15 protein-coding genes are annotated in these 17,165 nt (G+C 69.0%); 14 read left to right on the forward strand and 1 reads right to left on the reverse strand.

Features of this window, described 5'->3' with window-relative positions; translation table 11 throughout:
* Positions 1-2 precede the first annotated feature (2 nt).
* From carA to ACFUCU_RS02285, 10 genes are all read left to right on the forward strand, one after another.
* Positions 3-1,262, forward strand: coding sequence for a glutamine-hydrolyzing carbamoyl-phosphate synthase small subunit (gene carA / locus ACFUCU_RS02240; protein WP_377970790.1), 1,260 nt, complete (start codon positions 3-5; stop codon positions 1,260-1,262).
* Positions 1,262-4,585, forward strand: a complete 3,324-nt coding sequence (gene carB, locus ACFUCU_RS02245) for a carbamoyl-phosphate synthase large subunit (protein ID WP_364135519.1) — start codon at positions 1,262-1,264, stop codon at positions 4,583-4,585. Before carA ends, carB begins: the two co-directional genes overlap by 1 nt.
* Complete coding sequence (gene pyrF / locus ACFUCU_RS02250; RefSeq protein ID WP_377970387.1) at positions 4,578-5,444, forward strand: orotidine-5'-phosphate decarboxylase; 867 nt, start codon at positions 4,578-4,580, stop codon at positions 5,442-5,444. The genes carB and pyrF overlap by 8 nt, the downstream gene beginning before the upstream one ends.
* 115 nt (positions 5,445-5,559) lie before the next feature.
* Positions 5,560-5,892 (forward strand): integration host factor, actinobacterial type, encoded by a 333-nt coding sequence (gene mihF, locus ACFUCU_RS02255; protein ID WP_377970389.1) that lies wholly within the window; start codon positions 5,560-5,562, stop codon positions 5,890-5,892.
* Positions 5,893-5,911: 19 nt separating this feature from the next.
* The gene (gmk, locus tag ACFUCU_RS02260; protein WP_290257752.1) at positions 5,912-6,481 is read left to right on the forward strand and encodes a guanylate kinase; all 570 of its coding nucleotides are present in this window, start codon (positions 5,912-5,914) and stop codon (positions 6,479-6,481) included.
* A gap of 44 nt (positions 6,482-6,525) precedes the next feature.
* The gene (gene rpoZ, locus ACFUCU_RS02265; protein ID WP_138769242.1) at positions 6,526-6,789 is read left to right on the forward strand and encodes a DNA-directed RNA polymerase subunit omega; all 264 of its coding nucleotides are present in this window, start codon (positions 6,526-6,528) and stop codon (positions 6,787-6,789) included.
* A gap of 26 nt (positions 6,790-6,815) precedes the next feature.
* Positions 6,816-8,117 (forward strand): bifunctional phosphopantothenoylcysteine decarboxylase/phosphopantothenate synthase, encoded by a 1,302-nt coding sequence (locus ACFUCU_RS02270; RefSeq protein WP_377970392.1) that lies wholly within the window; start codon positions 6,816-6,818, stop codon positions 8,115-8,117.
* Positions 8,118-8,195: 78 nt separating this feature from the next.
* On the forward strand, positions 8,196-9,431 hold the full coding sequence (metK, locus tag ACFUCU_RS02275; RefSeq protein WP_290257755.1) for a methionine adenosyltransferase: 1,236 nt from the start codon (positions 8,196-8,198) through the stop codon (positions 9,429-9,431).
* Positions 9,432-9,578: 147 nt separating this feature from the next.
* Positions 9,579-11,822, forward strand: coding sequence for a primosomal protein N' (locus tag ACFUCU_RS02280; protein WP_377970394.1), 2,244 nt, complete (start codon positions 9,579-9,581; stop codon positions 11,820-11,822).
* A gap of 136 nt (positions 11,823-11,958) precedes the next feature.
* Complete coding sequence (locus tag ACFUCU_RS02285) at positions 11,959-12,345, forward strand: NUDIX domain-containing protein (protein ID WP_377970396.1); 387 nt, start codon at positions 11,959-11,961, stop codon at positions 12,343-12,345.
* Positions 12,346-12,367: 22 nt separating this feature from the next.
* On the opposite strand, the gene ACFUCU_RS02290 is transcribed toward ACFUCU_RS02285, so the two are convergent.
* The gene (locus ACFUCU_RS02290) at positions 12,368-12,991 is read right to left on the reverse strand and encodes a hypothetical protein (RefSeq protein ID WP_377970397.1); all 624 of its coding nucleotides are present in this window, start codon (positions 12,989-12,991) and stop codon (positions 12,368-12,370) included.
* 133 nt (positions 12,992-13,124) lie between these two features.
* On the opposite strand from ACFUCU_RS02290, the gene ACFUCU_RS02295 reads away from it, so the two are divergent.
* The 4 genes from ACFUCU_RS02295 to ACFUCU_RS02310 all read left to right on the forward strand — a co-directional run bounded on the left by ACFUCU_RS02295 (position 13,125) and on the right by ACFUCU_RS02310 (position 17,154).
* Positions 13,125-13,544, forward strand: coding sequence for a hypothetical protein (locus ACFUCU_RS02295; RefSeq protein ID WP_377970399.1), 420 nt, complete (start codon positions 13,125-13,127; stop codon positions 13,542-13,544).
* A 144-nt stretch (positions 13,545-13,688) separates the two neighbouring features.
* A complete protein-coding gene (locus ACFUCU_RS02300) occupies positions 13,689-14,216 on the forward strand; it encodes a PadR family transcriptional regulator (protein ID WP_377970401.1) in 528 nt (175 codons plus the stop codon).
* Entirely contained in the window at positions 14,213-14,926 is a 714-nt protein-coding gene (locus ACFUCU_RS02305; protein WP_377970403.1) for an ABC transporter ATP-binding protein, read from the forward strand. The genes ACFUCU_RS02300 and ACFUCU_RS02305 overlap by 4 nt, the downstream gene beginning before the upstream one ends.
* Entirely contained in the window at positions 14,923-17,154 is a 2,232-nt protein-coding gene (locus ACFUCU_RS02310; RefSeq protein WP_377970405.1) for an FtsX-like permease family protein, read from the forward strand. The genes ACFUCU_RS02305 and ACFUCU_RS02310 overlap by 4 nt, the downstream gene beginning before the upstream one ends.
* The last annotated feature ends 11 nt before the right edge of the window (positions 17,155-17,165 follow it).

Genomic DNA, 17,165 nt, shown 5'->3' on the forward strand with positions numbered 1-17,165 from the left:
CAGTGATCGCAACAGAGCAAGACAAGTCCGAGTCCGGGACCGCCGCCAGCGTGCCCACCGCGCCGGAGCCCGCCGTGCTGGTCCTCGAGGACGGCCGCATTTTCCGCGGCCGCAGCTACGGCGCCACCGGCACCGCCCTCGGCGAGGCCGTCTTCGCCACCGGCATGACCGGCTACCAGGAGACCATCACGGACCCCTCCTACGCCCGCCAGCTCGTGGTGCAGACCGCGCCGCACATCGGAAACACCGGCGTCAACAAGGACGACGCCGAGTCCCGCCGCATCTGGGTGGCCGGCTACGTCGTCCGCGACGCCGCCCGCCGCCCCTCCAACTGGCGCTCCGAGCGGAGCCTGGACGAGGAGCTCACCGAGCAGGGCGTCGTCGGCATCCAGGGGGTGGACACCCGCGCCATCACCCGCCACCTGCGCGAACACAAGACCATGCGCGCCGGCATCTTCTCCGGCGACGCCGCCCGCGCCACGGACAAGGAACTGGTCGACGCCGTCCTCGCCAGCGCCCCCATGGAAGGCTCCCGCCTGGCCGAAGAGGTCAGCGTCGACGAGGCGTACACGGTCGAGCCCGCCGACTGGGGCTGGGAGGGCGAGCCGCGGTTCAGCATCGCCGCGATCGACCTTGGCATCAAGCGCATGACCCCCATCCGGTTCGCCGAGCGCGGCGTCCGGGTCCATGTCCTGCCGGCCACCGCCACCCTGGAGGACGTCAAGGCCGTCAACCCCGACGGCGTCTTCATGTCCAACGGCCCCGGCGACCCCGCCACCGCCGACACCCAGGTGGGCCTGCTCCGCTCCGTGCTGGACGCCAAGCTGCCCTACTTCGGCATCTGCTTCGGCAACCAGATCCTCGGCCGTGCGCTCGGCTTCGGTACTTACAAGCTGCGCTACGGCCACCGCGGGATCAACCAGCCGGTCATGGACCGCGCCACCGGCAAGGTCGAGATCACCTCGCAGAACCACGGCTTCGCCGTCGACGCCCCGCTGGCGGGCGACTCGGTGGCCCCCGAGGAGCGCTTCGGCCGCGTCCAGGTCAGCCACGTCAGCCTCAACGACGACGTCGTCGAGGGCCTGAACTGCCTGGACATCCCCGCCTTCTCGGTCCAGTACCACCCCGAGGCGGCCTCCGGCCCGCACGACGCCGCCTACCTCTTCGACCGCTTCATCGACCTGATGGAGAGCACGAAGACCGCGGCCGCGAACGCCGGCACCACGACCTCCACCGACTCCAAGACTGAGGACAAGAAGTAATGCCCAAGAGAACTGACCTGAAGAGCGTCCTGGTCATCGGTTCCGGCCCGATCGTGATCGGCCAGGCGGCCGAATTCGATTACTCCGGCACCCAGGCACTGCGCGTCCTCAAGGACGAAGGCCTGCGCGTCATCCTCGTCAACTCCAACCCGGCCACCATCATGACCGACCCGGAGTTCGCCGACGCCACCTACATCGAACCGATCACCCCCGAGGTGGTCGAGAAAATCATCGCCAAGGAACGCCCCGACGCCGTCCTGCCCACCCTGGGCGGCCAGACCGCGCTGAACACCGCCATCGCCCTGGACAAGAACGGCGTCCTGGAGAAGTACAACGTCGAACTGATCGGCGCCAACATCGCCGCGATCGAACTCGGCGAAGACCGGGAAAAGTTCAAGGGCGTCGTGGAGCGCTGCGGCGCCGAATCGGCCCGCAGCCACATCATCCACACCATCGATGAGGCCCTCACGGCCGCCGAAGACCTGGGCTACCCGATGGTGGTCCGGCCCTCCTTCACCATGGGCGGCCTCGGCTCCGGCCTCGCCTACGACGAGGGTGACCTGCGCCGCATCGTCGGCCAGGGCCTGCAGTACAGCCCCACCACCGAGGTGCTCCTCGAAGAGAGCATCCTCGGCTGGAAGGAGTACGAGCTCGAGATGATGCGCGACAAGAACGACAACGTCGTGGTGGTCTGCTCGATCGAGAACTTCGACCCGGTGGGCGTCCACACCGGCGACTCCATCACCGTCGCCCCGGCCCTGACCCTGACCGACCGCGAGTACCAGCGGCTGCGCGACATCGCGATCGCCGTCATCCGCGAGGTCGGCGTCGACACCGGCGGCTGCAACATCCAGTTCGCCGTCGAACCCGACACCGGCCGCGTCGTCGTGATCGAGATGAACCCGCGCGTCTCCCGCTCCTCGGCCCTGGCCTCCAAGGCCACCGGCTTCGCGATCGCCAAGATCGCCACCAAGCTCTCGCTCGGCTACACCCTGGACGAGATCCCGAACGACATCACGCAGAAGACCCCAGCGTCCTTCGAGCCGACCCTGGACTACGTCGTCGTCAAGGTCCCGCGCTTCGCGTTCGAGAAGTTCCCGGCCGCGGACCCCACCCTGACCACCACCATGAAATCCGTGGGCGAGGCCATGGCGATGGGCCGCAACTTCACCGAGGCCCTGCAGAAGGCCCTCCGCTCCCTGGAGCAGAAGGGTTCGCAGCTGGACTTCACCCCGGTCCCGGAGTGGGAGGTTGCGGAACTGGTCGAGAAGGCCAAGCGCCCCACCACCGACCGCCTGCACCAGGTCCAGCGCGCCCTGCTGGGCGGCGCCACGGTGGAGCAGCTCTTCGAGGCCACCAAGATCGACCCGTGGTACCTGGACCAGCTGCAGCTGCTCAACGAGATCTCCCTCGAGATCCGCCAGTCCACCGCCTTGACCAAGGAGATGCTGCAGCGCGCCAAGCGGCACGGCTTCTCCGACGCCCAGATCGGCGCCCTGACGCACAACCCGGAGGCCGTGGTCCGCGGCGTCCGGCAGGCCCTGGACATCCGCCCGGTCTACAAGACCGTGGACACCTGCGCCGCCGAGTTCGCCGCGTACACCCCGTACCACTACTCCTCCTACGACGAGGAAGACGAGGTTGCGCTGCACGCCAAGCCCTCCATCATCATCCTCGGCTCCGGTCCGAACCGGATCGGCCAGGGCATCGAATTCGACTACTCCTGCGTCCACGCCTCGATGGCGCTGCGCAAGGCCGGCTACGAGACCGTCATGGTCAACTGCAACCCGGAGACCGTGTCCACCGACTACGACATCTCCACCCGGCTCTACTTCGAACCGCTGACCCTCGAGGACGTCCTCGAAGTCATCGCGGCCGAGGAACGCACCGGCGGCGTCATGGGCGTCTTCGTCCAGCTCGGCGGCCAGACCCCGCTCAAGCTCGCCCAGCAGCTTGCCGACGCCGGCGTGCCGATCCTCGGCACCTCCCCGGAGGCGATCGACCTGGCCGAGCACCGCGGCGCCTTCTCCCGCGTCCTCGACGAGGCCGGCCTGATCGCCCCGAAGAACGGCACCGCCGTGTCCTTCGAGGACGCCAAGAAGATCGCCGACGAAATCGGCTACCCGGTCCTGGTCCGCCCGTCATACGTCCTGGGCGGCCGCGGCATGGAGATCGTCTACGACGAGGCCAACCTCTCCCGCTACATCGCCAACGCCACCGAGATCACCCCGGACCACCCGGTGCTGATCGACCGGTTCCTTGAGGACGCCGTCGAGATCGACGTCGACGCCCTCTTCGACGGCAAGGACCTGTACCTCGGCGGCATCATGGAGCACATCGAAGAGGCCGGCATCCACTCCGGCGACTCCGCCTGCGTGCTACCCCCGATCACCCTGGGCAACAACGTGATCGACCGGGTCCGCACCGCCACCCGGGCCATCGCCGAGGGCGTGGGCGTCCGCGGCCTGATCAACATCCAGTTCGCCCTCGCCTCCGACGTGCTCTACGTGCTCGAGGCGAACCCGCGCGCGTCCCGCACCGTGCCGTTCGTCTCCAAGGCCACCGGTGTGCAGATGGCCAAGGCCGCGGCGCTGATCGGCGCCGGAGTCACCATCAACCAGCTCCGCAGCGCCTATAAGATGCTGCCGGAGTCCGGTGACGGGTCCACCCTTCCGCTGGACGCCCCCGTCGCCGTCAAGGAAGCCGTGCTGCCGTTCAGCCGGTTCCGGACCCCCGAGGGCAAGGTGGTCGACTCCCTGCTCGGCCCGGAAATGCGCTCCACCGGCGAGGTCATGGGCATCGACAAGCACTTCGACACCGCCTTCGCCAAGAGCCAGGCCGGGGCCAACAACGCCCTTCCCACCGAGGGCAAGGTGTTCGTCTCCGTCGCCAACCGGGACAAGCGCGCCGTCATTATGGCGGTCAAGCGCCTCTCCGACCTCGGCTTCGAGATCGTCTCCACCGGTGGCACCGCCGACGTGCTGCGCCGCAACGGCCTGCAGGCCACCCCGGTCCGCAAGGTAGCCGAGGGCAGCAGCGCCGAGGGTGAAGGGACCATCGCGGACCTGATCGTCGCGGGCGAGATCGACATGGTCTTCAACACCCCCTCCGGTGGCGAGGCCCGCAGCGACGGCTACGAGATCCGCGCCGCCGCGACGTCCATCGGCATCCCCTGCATCACGACCGTGGCCGAGTTCAACGCCGCGGTGCAGGCCATCGAGGCGATGCGGACCTACGAATGGTCCGTCACCAGCCTGCAGGAGCACGCCGCGGCCCTCGCCGAATCGCAGGAAGCCGCCCGGACCGCGGCGCAGCATGCCTGAGCAGGGCACGGACACCACGGCCGGCCGGGAGTCCTTCGGCTCCCGGCTGGGCCGGGCCATGGCCGTGCGCGGCCCGCTCTGCGTCGGTATTGACCCCCACCCGGCGCTGCTGAGCGCCTGGGGCCTGAACGACGACGCCGCCGGCGTCGAACGCTTCTCGCTCACAGTGCTCGAGGCCGTGGGTCCGCTCGCCGCCGCGGTGAAGCCGCAGGTGGCGCTCTACGAACGGCACGGCTCCGCCGGCATGGCCGTGCTGGAACGCACCCTCGCCGAGTGCACCGCCGGGGGAGTGCTCAGCATCGCCGACGCCAAGCGCGGCGACATCGGCTCCACCATGGCCGCCTACGCCGACGCGTGGCTGCGGGACGGCTCGGCCCTGGCCGCCGACTCCGTCACCCTCAGCCCCTACCTGGGCTTCGAATCGCTGCGCCCGGCCATGGACCTCGCGGCCCAGGCCGGGAGGGGTGTCTTCGTCCTGGCTCTGACCTCCAACCCGGAGGGCGCCTCCGTGCAGCATGTGGGCGGGGCGGACTCCGTGGCCCGGCGGATCGTCACCGCCGCGGCCGGGGAGAACCGGCGCTACGACGGCGGCATGGGCTCCGTGGGCCTCGTCGTCGGCGCCACCGTCGGCTCGGCCCTGTCCGACCTCGGCCTGGACCTGGAGGCCGTCCGCGGCCCCATCCTGGCCCCCGGCCTGGGCGCCCAGGGTGCCACTCCCGCCGACCTCAAGCGGACCTTCGGGGCCGCCTACGGCCAGGTCCTCGGCACCTCGAGCCGGGACATCCTGGCCGCGGGTCCGGACAGCGCCGGCCTGCGGGCCGCGGCCCAGCGCACCCTCGACGGGCTGCGGACCGCCTGACACGGGGCTGAACCGCTCCCGCGCGGCTTCAGGGGGCGGTGAGGCCGGGGTCCTCCATTGCGTTCCGACGCTGCCAAAGGGTAGGTTCGGGAACAGCTACGCAGGGAGGACCCCAGTGAGTTTGCGACCCCTCACGCCGCAGGAGCGTGCCGATGCCCTGCGCAAGGCTGCCGCCGCCCGGGTCACCCGGGCCGAGGCCAAGGAGCGGCTGAAGTCGGGCCGGCTGTCCATCACCGAACTGCTCGGCGCCGCGGAAAGGGACGAGGCGGTGGCCCGCATGCGGGTGGTGGAACTGCTCGAGGCCCTGCCCGGCATCGGCCAGGTCCGTGCCGCGTCGATCATGGAGCGGCTCGGCATCGCGGCCTCCCGCCGGGTGCGGGGGCTGGGAATCCACCAACGCGCCGCGCTGGTAGATTTTATAGACGAGAAGCAGCCCCGTTCGAAATAAAGCACCGCTAAAGGAATATGTGAGCAAGAAACCCGGACTGACAGTCCTCGCCGGACCGACCGCCGTCGGCAAAGGCACCGTGTCCACCTACATCCGGGACAACTACCCGGGCGTCTGGCTCTCGGTCTCCGCCACCACCCGCGAACCGCGGCCGGGCGAGCAGGACGGCGTGCACTACTTCTTCAAGACCGCCGACGAGTTCGACGAACTGGTGGCGAAGGGCGAACTGCTGGAATGGGCCGTGGTGCACGGCCGCAACCGCTACGGCACCCTCCGCTCCACCGTCGACGCCGCCATCGCCGAGGGACGCTCCGTCCTCCTGGAGATCGACCTGCAGGGCGCGCGCCAGGTCAAGCAGGCCGTCCCGGACGCTCAGTTCGTGTTCCTGGCCCCGCCGAGCTGGGACGAAATGGTCCGCCGCCTGGTGGGCCGCGGCACGGAATCCGCGGAAGAACAGCAGCAAAGGCTGGAAACCGCTAAACTAGAACTTGCTGCTGAACCGGAGTTTGACCACACCGTGGTCAACGACGACGTTCGCCGTGCAGCTGACGAGCTTGTTTCACTCATGGGGCTGACCCCGAACCCGTAACCTCGGCCGCGGGACGTATCGGCCCGTAAGAATTTGGAGAATTCGTGTCCACGAACCTTGAAGGCATCATCAACCCGCCGATCGACGAACTGCTGAAGGCAGCCGACTCGAAGTACGGCCTGGTGATCTTCGGTGCCAAGCGTGCCCGCCAGATCAACGCCTACTACGCTCAGCTGCACGAGGGCCTTTTCGAGTACGTCGGCCCGCTGGTCGACACCAAGCTGAACGAGAAGTCGCTGTCCATCGCCCTGCGCGAGATCAACGAAGGCAAGCTCGTTTCCACGCCGATCGAGGCCGCCGCAGAGTAATTGCTCTGCTGCCTGACGGAGGTCACGTGCGCATAGTCCTCGGAGTCGGGGGAGGGATTGCCGCCTACAAGGCGGCATCGCTCCTCCGGCTTTTTACTGAAGCCGGTCATGACGTCACCGTCATCCCCACCGACGCCTCCACCCGGTTCGTGGGGGTTGCCACCTGGGAGGCCCTCTCCGGGCACCCGGTGAGCAACAGCGTCTTCGACGACGTGCACACCGTCAACCACGTCCGGCTCGGCCACGAGGCGGAACTGATCGTGGTGGCGCCGGCGACGGCGGACCTGCTGGCCCGCGCGGCCACGGGGCAGGCCAACGACCTGCTCACCAACACGCTGCTGATGGCCGGCGGGCCGGTCCTGATGGCCCCCGCCATGCACACCGAGATGTGGCGCCACCAGGCCACGCAGGCGAACGTCGAGACCCTGCGCTCCCGCGGCATCACCGTTCTCGAGCCCGACTCGGGTCGCCTCACCGGCGAAGACTCCGGACCCGGCCGGCTGCCCGAACCCGCCGCCATCTTCGCCGCCGCTATGGCGCTGGTCGAATCCTCCGGCATCCCCGACGCCCCGGAGCGTGCTGCGGCCCCCAACCCGGCCGGCCCTGCTCCTTCCGGTTCGGCGTCTTCCCGCCCCGGCCCGCTGGCCGGCACCAGGGTCACCATCAGTGCCGGCGGTACCCGTGAACCACTGGACCCGGTCCGCTTCCTCGGCAACCGCTCCTCCGGGAAGCAGGGCGTGGCTCTCGCCGCCGCCGCCCGCGACGCCGGCGCGAAGGTCCGGTTGCTCGCCGCGCACATGGACGTCCCCGCGCCCGAGGGGGTCGACGTCGTCCGCGTGGAAACCGCGCTGGAACTCCGGCAGGCCGCCCTGCGCGCCTCCGCCGAGTCGGACGTCATCATCATGGCCGCCGCCGTCGCCGACTTCCGACCGGCCGAAACCTCCGGGACCAAGATCAAGAAACGCGATGACGCCGCCGACCCGGTCATCACCCTGGTCCGCAACCCGGACATCCTCAAGGAACTGGTGGAGGTCCGCGACACCGCATCCCGCAACCAGCTGATCGTGGGCTTCGCCGCCGAGACCGGCGACGCCGACGGCGGGGTCCTTGAGTACGCCGAGGCCAAGCTGCGGCGCAAGGGCTGCGACCTCCTGGTGGTCAACCACGTGGGCCGCGACGAGGTCTTCGGCCAGGACACCAATTCCGTAGTCATCCTTGCCCGCTCCGGCTCCGAACCCCAAGAGGCGTCGGGCAGCAAGTCCGATGTCGCTGCCGCCGTGATCGACCGCGTCAGCGCCGAGCTGAGCCGGGTGCAACCGCCCGCCTGACACCCGGCGTTAGCAAGGTCTCCCTCACCGGAGGTCACGCGCCGCCGTATGCCCGTTCCCAACCAGTAAGGTAGTTGAGTGACTTTACCGCTGCACATCCCAGACTTCCACGGGTCCACGCCCGCCTCGCTCCGGCTCTTCACCTCCGAGTCCGTGACGGAGGGACACCCGGACAAGATCTGTGACCAGATCAGCGATGCCATCCTCGACGCCCTGCTGGCCAAGGACCCTGAGTCCCGGGTCGCCGTCGAAACCCTCGCCACCACCGGCTTGGTCCACGTCGCCGGCGAGGTGACCACCGACGCGTACGTCGAGATCCCGCAGATCGTCCGCGAGACGATCCTGGGCATCGGCTACGACTCCTCCGCCAACGGCTTCGACGGCGCCCGCTGCGGCGTTTCGGTTTCCATCGGCCAGCAGTCCAACGACATCGCCGGCGGCGTCTTCAACTCCATCGAGGCCCGCGAAGGCCGCCAGGAGGACGACTATGACCTCCAGGGCGCCGGCGACCAGGGCCTCATGTTCGGCTACGCCAGCGACGAGACCCCCTCCTACATGCCGGTCCCGATCTGGCTGGCGCACCGGCTCTCCGAGCGCCTCACCGAGGTCCGCAAGTCCGGCCAGCTGGACTACCTGCGCCCCGACGGCAAGACCCAGGTCACCGTGGGCTACGACGGCGACCGTCCGGTCTCGCTCGAGACCGTCGTGATCTCCAGCCAGCACGCCGAGGGCGCCAGCCTTGACCAGCTCCGGGCCGACCTCGCCGAGCAGGTGGTGAACCCGGTGATGGCCATGTCCAACCTGGACACCTCCCGCTCGCGCAACATCCTCAACCCCGCCGGCGCCTTCGTGATCGGCGGCCCGGTGGGCGACGCCGGCCTGACCGGCCGCAAGATCATCGTCGACACCTACGGCGGCATGGCCCGCCACGGCGGCGGTGCCTTCTCCGGCAAGGATCCGTCGAAGGTGGACCGCTCCGCGGCCTACGCCATGCGCTGGGTTGCCAAGAACGTGGTGGCCGCCGGCCTGGCCCGACGCGCCGAGATCCAGATCGCCTACGCCATCGGCCAGGCCCGCCCCGTGGGCACCTACGTCGAAACCTTCGGCACCGAGACCGTGGACCCGGCGCGCATCAGCGAGGCGATCTCCGAGATCTTCGACCTGCGCCCGCGCGCCATCATCGACGCCCTCGACCTCAAGCGCCCGATCTACGCCAAGACCGCCGCGCACGGCCACTTCGGCCGCGACGAACCGGACTTCACCTGGGAGCGGCTGGACCGCGTGGACGCGCTGAAGGCCTTCTTCAACGCCTGATTCCACATTGTCAGTGCTCTGTGATGTGCTGTAGCCAGGCCGCCAACCGGCGGCCTGGCTACATGCTTTAACCCGCCCTTTCGGCCGGGCCCGCAGCCTTCTGAATGCCGTTGTGCCGGCCCGAAGCACCTGGGAAAGGAGAGACCCGTGAGCGAGTCACGCCGCGCCGCCGCGCCGGAAGAACCCTTTCAGCTCTCCCTCCTGCAGGGCTTCCCGGCCTCCGCCACCGCGGCGGGTCCCGCCCTGGCCGCCGAACTTCCCGTGGCACGGGTGCAGTTGGAGAGCTTCCTGCCGCACCTGGACCGGCCCTTTGACTACAGCGTGCCCGCCGACCTGGACGCGGCGGCCCGGCCCGGCGTTCGGGTGAAGGTCAAGTTTGGCGGGCAGGAGCTTGGCGGCTTCCTGCTGGAACGCGTAGCCGCCTCCGACGCCGGGCATGCGCTGGTGCCGCTGCACAAGGTGGTTTCCCCGGTGCCCGTGCTGACTCCCGGGGTGGCCGCGCTGGCGGAGCGCGTCGCGGCCCGCTACGCCGGCACCGTCAGTGACGTCCTGCGCGTTGCCGTGCCGCCGCGGATGGCGAGGCTGGAGAAGGAATTCGCCCCCGGCGGTGACCTGGACCCGTCCGTGTTTACCGAACCCGAACCGGGGGACGACGGGACCGCGGACCCCCAGCCGGACAAGGCGGCCCCGGCGGCTGTTCCGCCGCCCTCGGGCTGGGCCGCCTACCGCAACGGCGGCGCGTTCCTTCAGCATCTGGGCGCGGGGGAGTCGCCCCGCGCGGTGCTCTCGGCCCTCCAGGGCTTCGGCCCCGCGGCGTGGCCCCGCTTGATCGCCGAAGCCGTCGCGGCCGTGCGCCGCTCGGGCCGGGGCGCCGTCGTCGTCGTTCCCGACTACCGGGACCTGGACCGGGTGGAGGCGGCGCTCCTGGAGCTGCTGCCCGCCGCGGACGTGGCGCGGCTGACCGCCGACGACGGGCCCACCCCGCGCTACCGGAACTTCCTGCGGGCGCTCAGCGGGGCGGCAGGCGTCGTGGTCGGGACGCGGTCCGCCGCCTACGCCCCGGTGCACCGCCTCGGACTGGTGGTCTGCTGGGACGACGGGGACGACCTGCACATCGAACAACGGGCGCCGTACGCCCATGCCCGTGAGGTGCTCCTGCTGCGGGCGGTGCACGAAGGAGCGGCCTGCCTGCTCGCCGGGCACGCCCGCAGCACCGAGACCCAGCGGCTGGTGGAGTCCGGCTGGGCACTTCCTGTCGAAGCGGACCGCACTGTGGTGCGCCGGACCGTGCCGCGTGTGGTGAATACCGCGGACAGCTTTGAGCAGGAGCGCGACCCGCTGGCCCGGATCGCCCGTCTCCCCGGCGCGGCATGGCGTGCGGCGAAGGAGGGCCTGGAACGCGGACCGGTACTGGTGCAGGTGGCCCGCGCCGGGTACGCGCCGTCGCTGGCGTGTGAGCGCTGCCGCGAACCGGCCCGCTGCACCGCCTGCAACGGCCCGCTGGCCATCAACGGACCCGCCGGCAGCGGCGCCGTCCCGGTCTGCCGCTGGTGCTCCACCGCGGCGGGTCATTGGCGGTGTGCCACCTGCAACGGCACTCAGCTCCGCCGGGGCGCCACCGGGGCGCTCCGGACCGCGGAGGAACTGGGTCGCGCTTTCCCCGGCAAACCCGTGCTGAACTCGTCCGGTGACCGGGTCCTGGCCACCGTCCCGGACACCAAGGCCCTCGTGGTCGCCACCGTGGGAGCCGAGCCCGTGGCGGCGGGCGGATACGCCGCCGCGCTACTGCTGGACGGAGATTCCCTGCTGCGCCGCGAGAACCTCAGGGCGGGCGAGGACGCCGTGCGCCGCTGGTTCAATGCCGCCGCCCTGGTCCGGCCCGCCGCCGATGGCGGCCTGGTGGTGATCACCGCCGACGACGCCGCGGGCGTGGGTGCGCTGCTGCGTTGGGATCCCGCCGGTTATGCCGGCCGGGAACTCGGACTCCGGCAGGAACTTTCGCTGCCCCCGGCGGTGCGGGTCGCGTCCCTGACCGGCCCAAGGACGGCGGTCGGGCATTTCACCTCCGCCGTCGAGGCCGGCCTCGCGTCGCGGGGCATCACGCTGCGGACCGCCGGACCGGCGCCGCTTCCCGGCTCCGGGTTTCCGGCGCCGGGCGTGCCGGGTGCGGGGATTCCGGGTGCCGGTGGGCTGGGTGTCCAGGCCGGCAGCGCGTCCCCCGGCGCGTCCCCCGGCGCGTCCCGCGGCGAAGACGTCCGGACGCTGCTGTTCATTCCGTACGCCCAGGCAGCCGAAGTGACTAAGGCGCTGCGGGCCGTGAAGGCGGCCGCCGCGGCCAAGCGAAGTGACGACCCGGTGCAGGTCCGGCTCGACGGCGTGGACGTGCTGTAGATGGCGCCGATCCATGGCCCGGACGCCGTTGCCGCGGCGCTGCGTGGCCTTGCCGCGGCCGAGAAGGTGAGGACGGGGCGGAGCGTTGGTTCCGAAGCGTGTGGATGGCGGAGCAGCACCCCCTGGCGGCAGACGTGTGGGCTTTTCGCCCGACTACCTGAGCATCCTCGTGGTGGATCATCCCTGGCGAGGGCTGGTACCGCCAGGCGGGAAGGTGGAACCGGGGGAGACCTCCCGTGAGGGCGCCGTACGGGAGCTGGCCGAGGAGACCGGGCTCGTCCTGGAGGTCGCCGCGGTCCCGGCCTTCGCTGCTGTCCGGTCCTACCGGGACGACTGGCCGCCGACGCTGAACCTCTCCTACTGGTCGATTGCCAGCCCTGGGACGGCCCGCCTCGTTCCGGAGGCGGACCAACCCGCCCTGTGGGTTGACGTCGGCAGCGCTTGGAGGACCTACCACGCCGACGACGCACAGGTGATCTCGGGTTTTGCGGAACGGAAGCGCCGCGAACAGCGACCCCTTTAGGCAGACGGCTCGGCTGCTGTTCTCAGAGGAACGCTGAGGCGATGACCGCGCCCATGGAGAGCAGCCCGGCCACGATGACGGGAACACTCCACGTTGAGGCGGCAGACCCGTATTGGGCGGTGCCGTGCGCGGACCGGGCCAGCTGCCACGCCGCGACGATGTCATCCCGTCCGGTCCGGGCCTCCGGCTGGCTGAGCCGTTCGTTGCTGGGGAGCACAGTGAAGGGGCGGCTCTTCAGTTCGACCTCCCGGCCGAAGCCCGCACCGAACGCCGACGGCGGCGTCGGGGCACCCCAGCTCACATACTTCCTGCCGGCCGCGTAGATGACCGTGGTGAACCTGACTTCGATGTCGGTCACTGCCGTGAACGGTATCCGGTGATCGCGTACACCGTTGATCACTTCGAACCCCGTGGTGTCGACGCGCAGGCACGGGCGCCACAGCGAGACATAGACAAACCAGGACGCCAGTGCCAGCCAGGGGGCGGCACGGCTGACGGTGTGAAGGTCGCCGGCGGCAACCAACCAGGTAAGCGCCGTCGTCGCGCAGACCCACACACCGGCGGCCACGGGCCGGGCCGAGGCAGACCTGTAGGTCGCTGCCGGGCGCGTCACGCCAACGTCGCGGCCGGATACATGGCCGCTCACCGGCTCCTCTTTTGATGTGCGCAATGGTCCCCCTCCATGCACGGGCGCCTGCCCGGATGAATGAAACCTATCCCATGAACCCGCCGTAGGCCGCGTCACGCCGGTCGATCGATGGAGGCAGTAGGCTCACCGCATGAGGACCCGGGGGATCTTGCTCATCGTGCTGGGAACGTTGGCCGTCGTCGTCGCCGTCGTGGTGTTTGTCCGTGGAGGGTCTAAAACCGCTTGCCCGGCGATTGGTTACGTCTACACCGGGGACGTGGAACTGACGTTTCCGCAGGAGCCCGCGTCCGTCGCGGCCTGCTTCGGGAGTGGCTGCACTCCGGCCCCGGTCAGCCGGAGTGCGGACGGACGGTGGCTGGTGCCTCAGTCCGCGCCGTACCTGGCGCCCGGGACGGCCGTGACTTCCATCGATGTGAGGGCCGTCGATTCCTCCGGCGTCGGTGGCGCGAAGGAACTGAAGATCGAGAGCGAGTCGACGGGCGAGCACCCCTACGGTCCGACCTGCGGCGGACCGTTTCGTTTCACGCCGGTGCGGGTGCCACCGTCGTAGGAAATCGGTGGGAGGGGTGCTGTGATGTCCCTGATCGACGGCAGGGTCCGGACGTGTGCGCCACAATCTCATGGGCCGCCCCCGACGCGACACGGCCTCCGTACGTCCTTGAGCTCGCTATACACTCAGTGTATAGATTGAGACGTGAACAATGCGCTGACCTTGCTGGGCTTGCTGAGTCTCGAGCCGAGCTACGGATACGACCTCAAGCACTCCTATGACCGCTATTTCGGCTCCGGCAAGGCGCTTGCTTTCGGCCAGGTCTATTCGACGCTTGCCCGCATGGTCAGGGACGAGCTCATCCGGGCCCTCGGCGAAGAAACCGGAGGCGGTCCGGACCGCAAAAAGTATGAGATCACCCTGGCAGGCCAAAACAAGGTTCGGGAGTGGCTCTTCACGCCGGATGTACCGTCCGGGTCGCTCCAGAGTGAACTCTTTGCCAAGACCGTCATTGCTTTGCTGCTCGACGACGACGCCGACCGATTGCTCGATGTGCAGCGACGGGAGCACATGTCCCGAATGCGCGAACTGACCCGCATGAAACAGGATGCGGACCTCTTGCAGGTTCTGGTCTGCGACCACGGCCTGTTTCATATCGAGGCCGACCTGCGCTGGATCGATCACACGGGCGCCCGCCTAACCCGACTCAAGAAGGAGCTTCACAGCGCATGAGCACCCTTAGGAATGTGGATCCCATCCTCAGTGCCCGAAGCCTGCGGCACTCCTTCGGCCAAACGGAGGCCCTGCGCGGGATCGACCTGGACATCAAAGCGGGCGAGGTGTTGGCGATCATGGGTCCGTCCGGATCCGGAAAGTCCACGCTCCTGCACTGCCTCGCAGGGGTGTTGACACCCGACGGCGGGACGGTGACCTATCGTCCCGCCGACGGACAGCCGCTGGTCATCAGTTCTCTGAGCGAATCAAACCGTTCACGGTTGCGGCTGACGGATTTCGGTTTCGTCTTCCAGTTCGGCCAGTTGCTGCCGGAGCTCTCCGCGGCGGACAACGTCAGCCTGCCCCTCCTCTTCTCCGGTACCAAACGCAGGGAAGCCCTGCACAAGTCCACGGAACTCCTGGATCGTCTCGGTCTACAGGGCCTGGGCGCCAAGCTGCCAGGGGAACTTTCCGGAGGGCAGGCTCAGCGCGTCGCCGTCGCACGTGCGCTGGTGACCTCCCCGGCCGTGCTCTTTGCCGATGAGCCAACCGGGGCCCTGGATGCCCTAGCCTCCGAAAACGTGCTGACGCTGATGCTTGAGTTGGTCCGGGAAGCCGGCACCACGGTGGTCCTCATCACCCATGACGCACGCACCGCTGCGTATGCGGACCGGGAGGTGGTGGTGCGCGACGGCGTCGTAGGCACCGGCTATCGGGTGATCGCATGAACTACGCAGTGCTCAGGATGGCCATCCTCGGCAGCCGGTCCTCCTTCGGTCGGCTGGCCGGAATCGTCGGCGGAACCGCCGTCGGGGTATGCCTTCTCCTCCTACTGTGGAGTGGCGCCAACGGCTTGGCCGCGCGCGACGACCGGGGCGCCTGGCTGCGCGAGACCGGCCAACCGTCCGCGGTAGCCGGGCCAAGCGGTGACGCCAGCTCTCCCACCCCACCGGTGCCGGTGCAGCTGACCGTCGGCACGGTTCTTGTTGAACCCAACGGGACTGAAATCTTTCGGGACCACCTGATTGAGCGGAGAGACGTCGCTGCTCTCGCCGGCACCACTGTTGGCATCCCGGGTGTGGGCACGCCGCCGGAACCGGGCGATTACGTTGCGTCTCCGGCGCTGCAGCATCTCATCGACATAACACCGGGCGACGAGCTGGGCAGCCGTTTCGGGAAGTTCGCAGGGTTCATTGACGATTCTGCTCTTCCTGGTCCGGACTCCCTGGTTGTCGTCAGGGGAGCGACGGAAGCCGAACTCCGCCAGAACGGCAGGGCCTTCCTAATCTCGGACTTCACTAGGAATCCCTACGGCGGGAGCGCAGCGGCTTACAACACCGTGCTCTGCGTGGGCGCACTGGCTGTGCTCTTCCCCGTGCTGCTCTTGATCAGCATCGTTACCGGTCTCGGCGCCGCCCAACGGAGGGAGCGTTACGCGACCCTGCGCGTCATCGGCGCGTCTCCGCGCGTCGTTGCCACGATCGCTGCGGTTGAGACCGCGGTCCCGAGTCTGATCGGGGCGGCTGTGGGAACGGTATTGGCGGTAGCGCTACGGCCCGCCGCAGCGCTCATACCCGTCAACGGCAGCAAAATGTTCGTCAGCGATCTAAGCACCGGCTGGATGGCAGCAGTCGTCGTCGTTGTCGTTGTCGTTGTGGCCTCCGCCTTCGTTGCCGGGCACCGCACCCTTCGTGCCGGGATTGGACCCCTGGGTGTGACAAGGGCGGTGCATGAAAAAAGGCCCGCCGTGTGGCGGGCCGTGCCTGTCACGGCCGGTCTTGCCGCCCTGACCGCGGCCATCCTCGCGGACCGGAGTGGTGATGCGGTTCTGATACGGGTGTCCTCACCGCTTCTCATCCTCGGCTTTTTCCTTGTACTGGCCGGCATCGTCGCCATTGGTCCCTGGCTGACCCGGCTGGTGAGCGGGCTGGCGTTGAAGGGGGCGCGGACCGCGGACGGAGTGATTGCCGCCGGCCGGATCCAACGGACCCCGGTTGCGACCTTCCGCTCGGTGTCGGGTCTGGTGGTTGCCGTCTTCGTCGTCTCGGTCTTTGCCGGCGGCGCCAGTGTCGTCGCCTCGCCCCAGACGCCACCGGCCAGACCGGGCCTGATGCAGCCCAGCAGCCTCAGCGCCACGATCGCCACCGGAGCGAAGCCTGACCAGGTCGTCGAAACCGTTCGGCGGGCCGAAGAAACCTCCGGGATCAAGAGTGCCGTCATCGGCTACGGGCCGGCGGCGCTCTCCGAGAGGGGCGCCGCCCGCGAGATCTACTTTCCTGCGGGGGACGCGGCGGCGCTCGGATTCAGAGAAATCCCGGCTGTGGACACGGTCGCCGTGGACCAGTCCTTTTTGTATTCGTGGACGGCGCAGCCCCTGACCTTGACCGCGGCACCCGCCGGCACGCTGGATGGCCTGGTTCCTGTCGGCGTCGTGATCGCCACCGACGGCACGCCCGCAGCGGTGGACCGAGCCAGGACAGTCTTGAACACTTCCGGCGTGACGGCCGCGCCGGCAGAGTCCCCGTCGGATATTACGCTGCGGTCGTCGGGACGCCTGATTCAGGGCCTGGCAGCTCTCGCCTATCTCGGTATGTTCGTTTCGATCGTCATTGCCGGGATCTCGCTGGCAGTCGCCACGGCCTCAGCCATGCTGGACCGGCGGAGGGTACTCGGGCTCATGAGGTTGATGGGGATGCCGGCGTCAGTCCTGCGCCGTGTGATCGCCCGGGAAGCCGCCGTCCCTCTCCTTACCGTTGTCTTACTCTCGGTAACTCTTGGCTTCGTCGTCGCCTGGCTGATGGTCACGTACCTCGATGACTCGTATCGGCTCACCTGGCCGGCGCCGGAGTATTTCATCGTGCTGGGACTCAGCCTGGTTCTGGCCCTCGGGGCCGTCGTCGCGACGTTCGGTCTGACCGGCAGAAGTACCGCGCTGCAGTCCACACGTTTTGAGTGAGACTGATACTA

It is taken from the genome of Arthrobacter sp. NPDC057259 (genome assembly GCF_042668995.1).
Classification (GTDB): Bacteria; Actinomycetota; Actinomycetes; order Actinomycetales; family Micrococcaceae; genus Arthrobacter.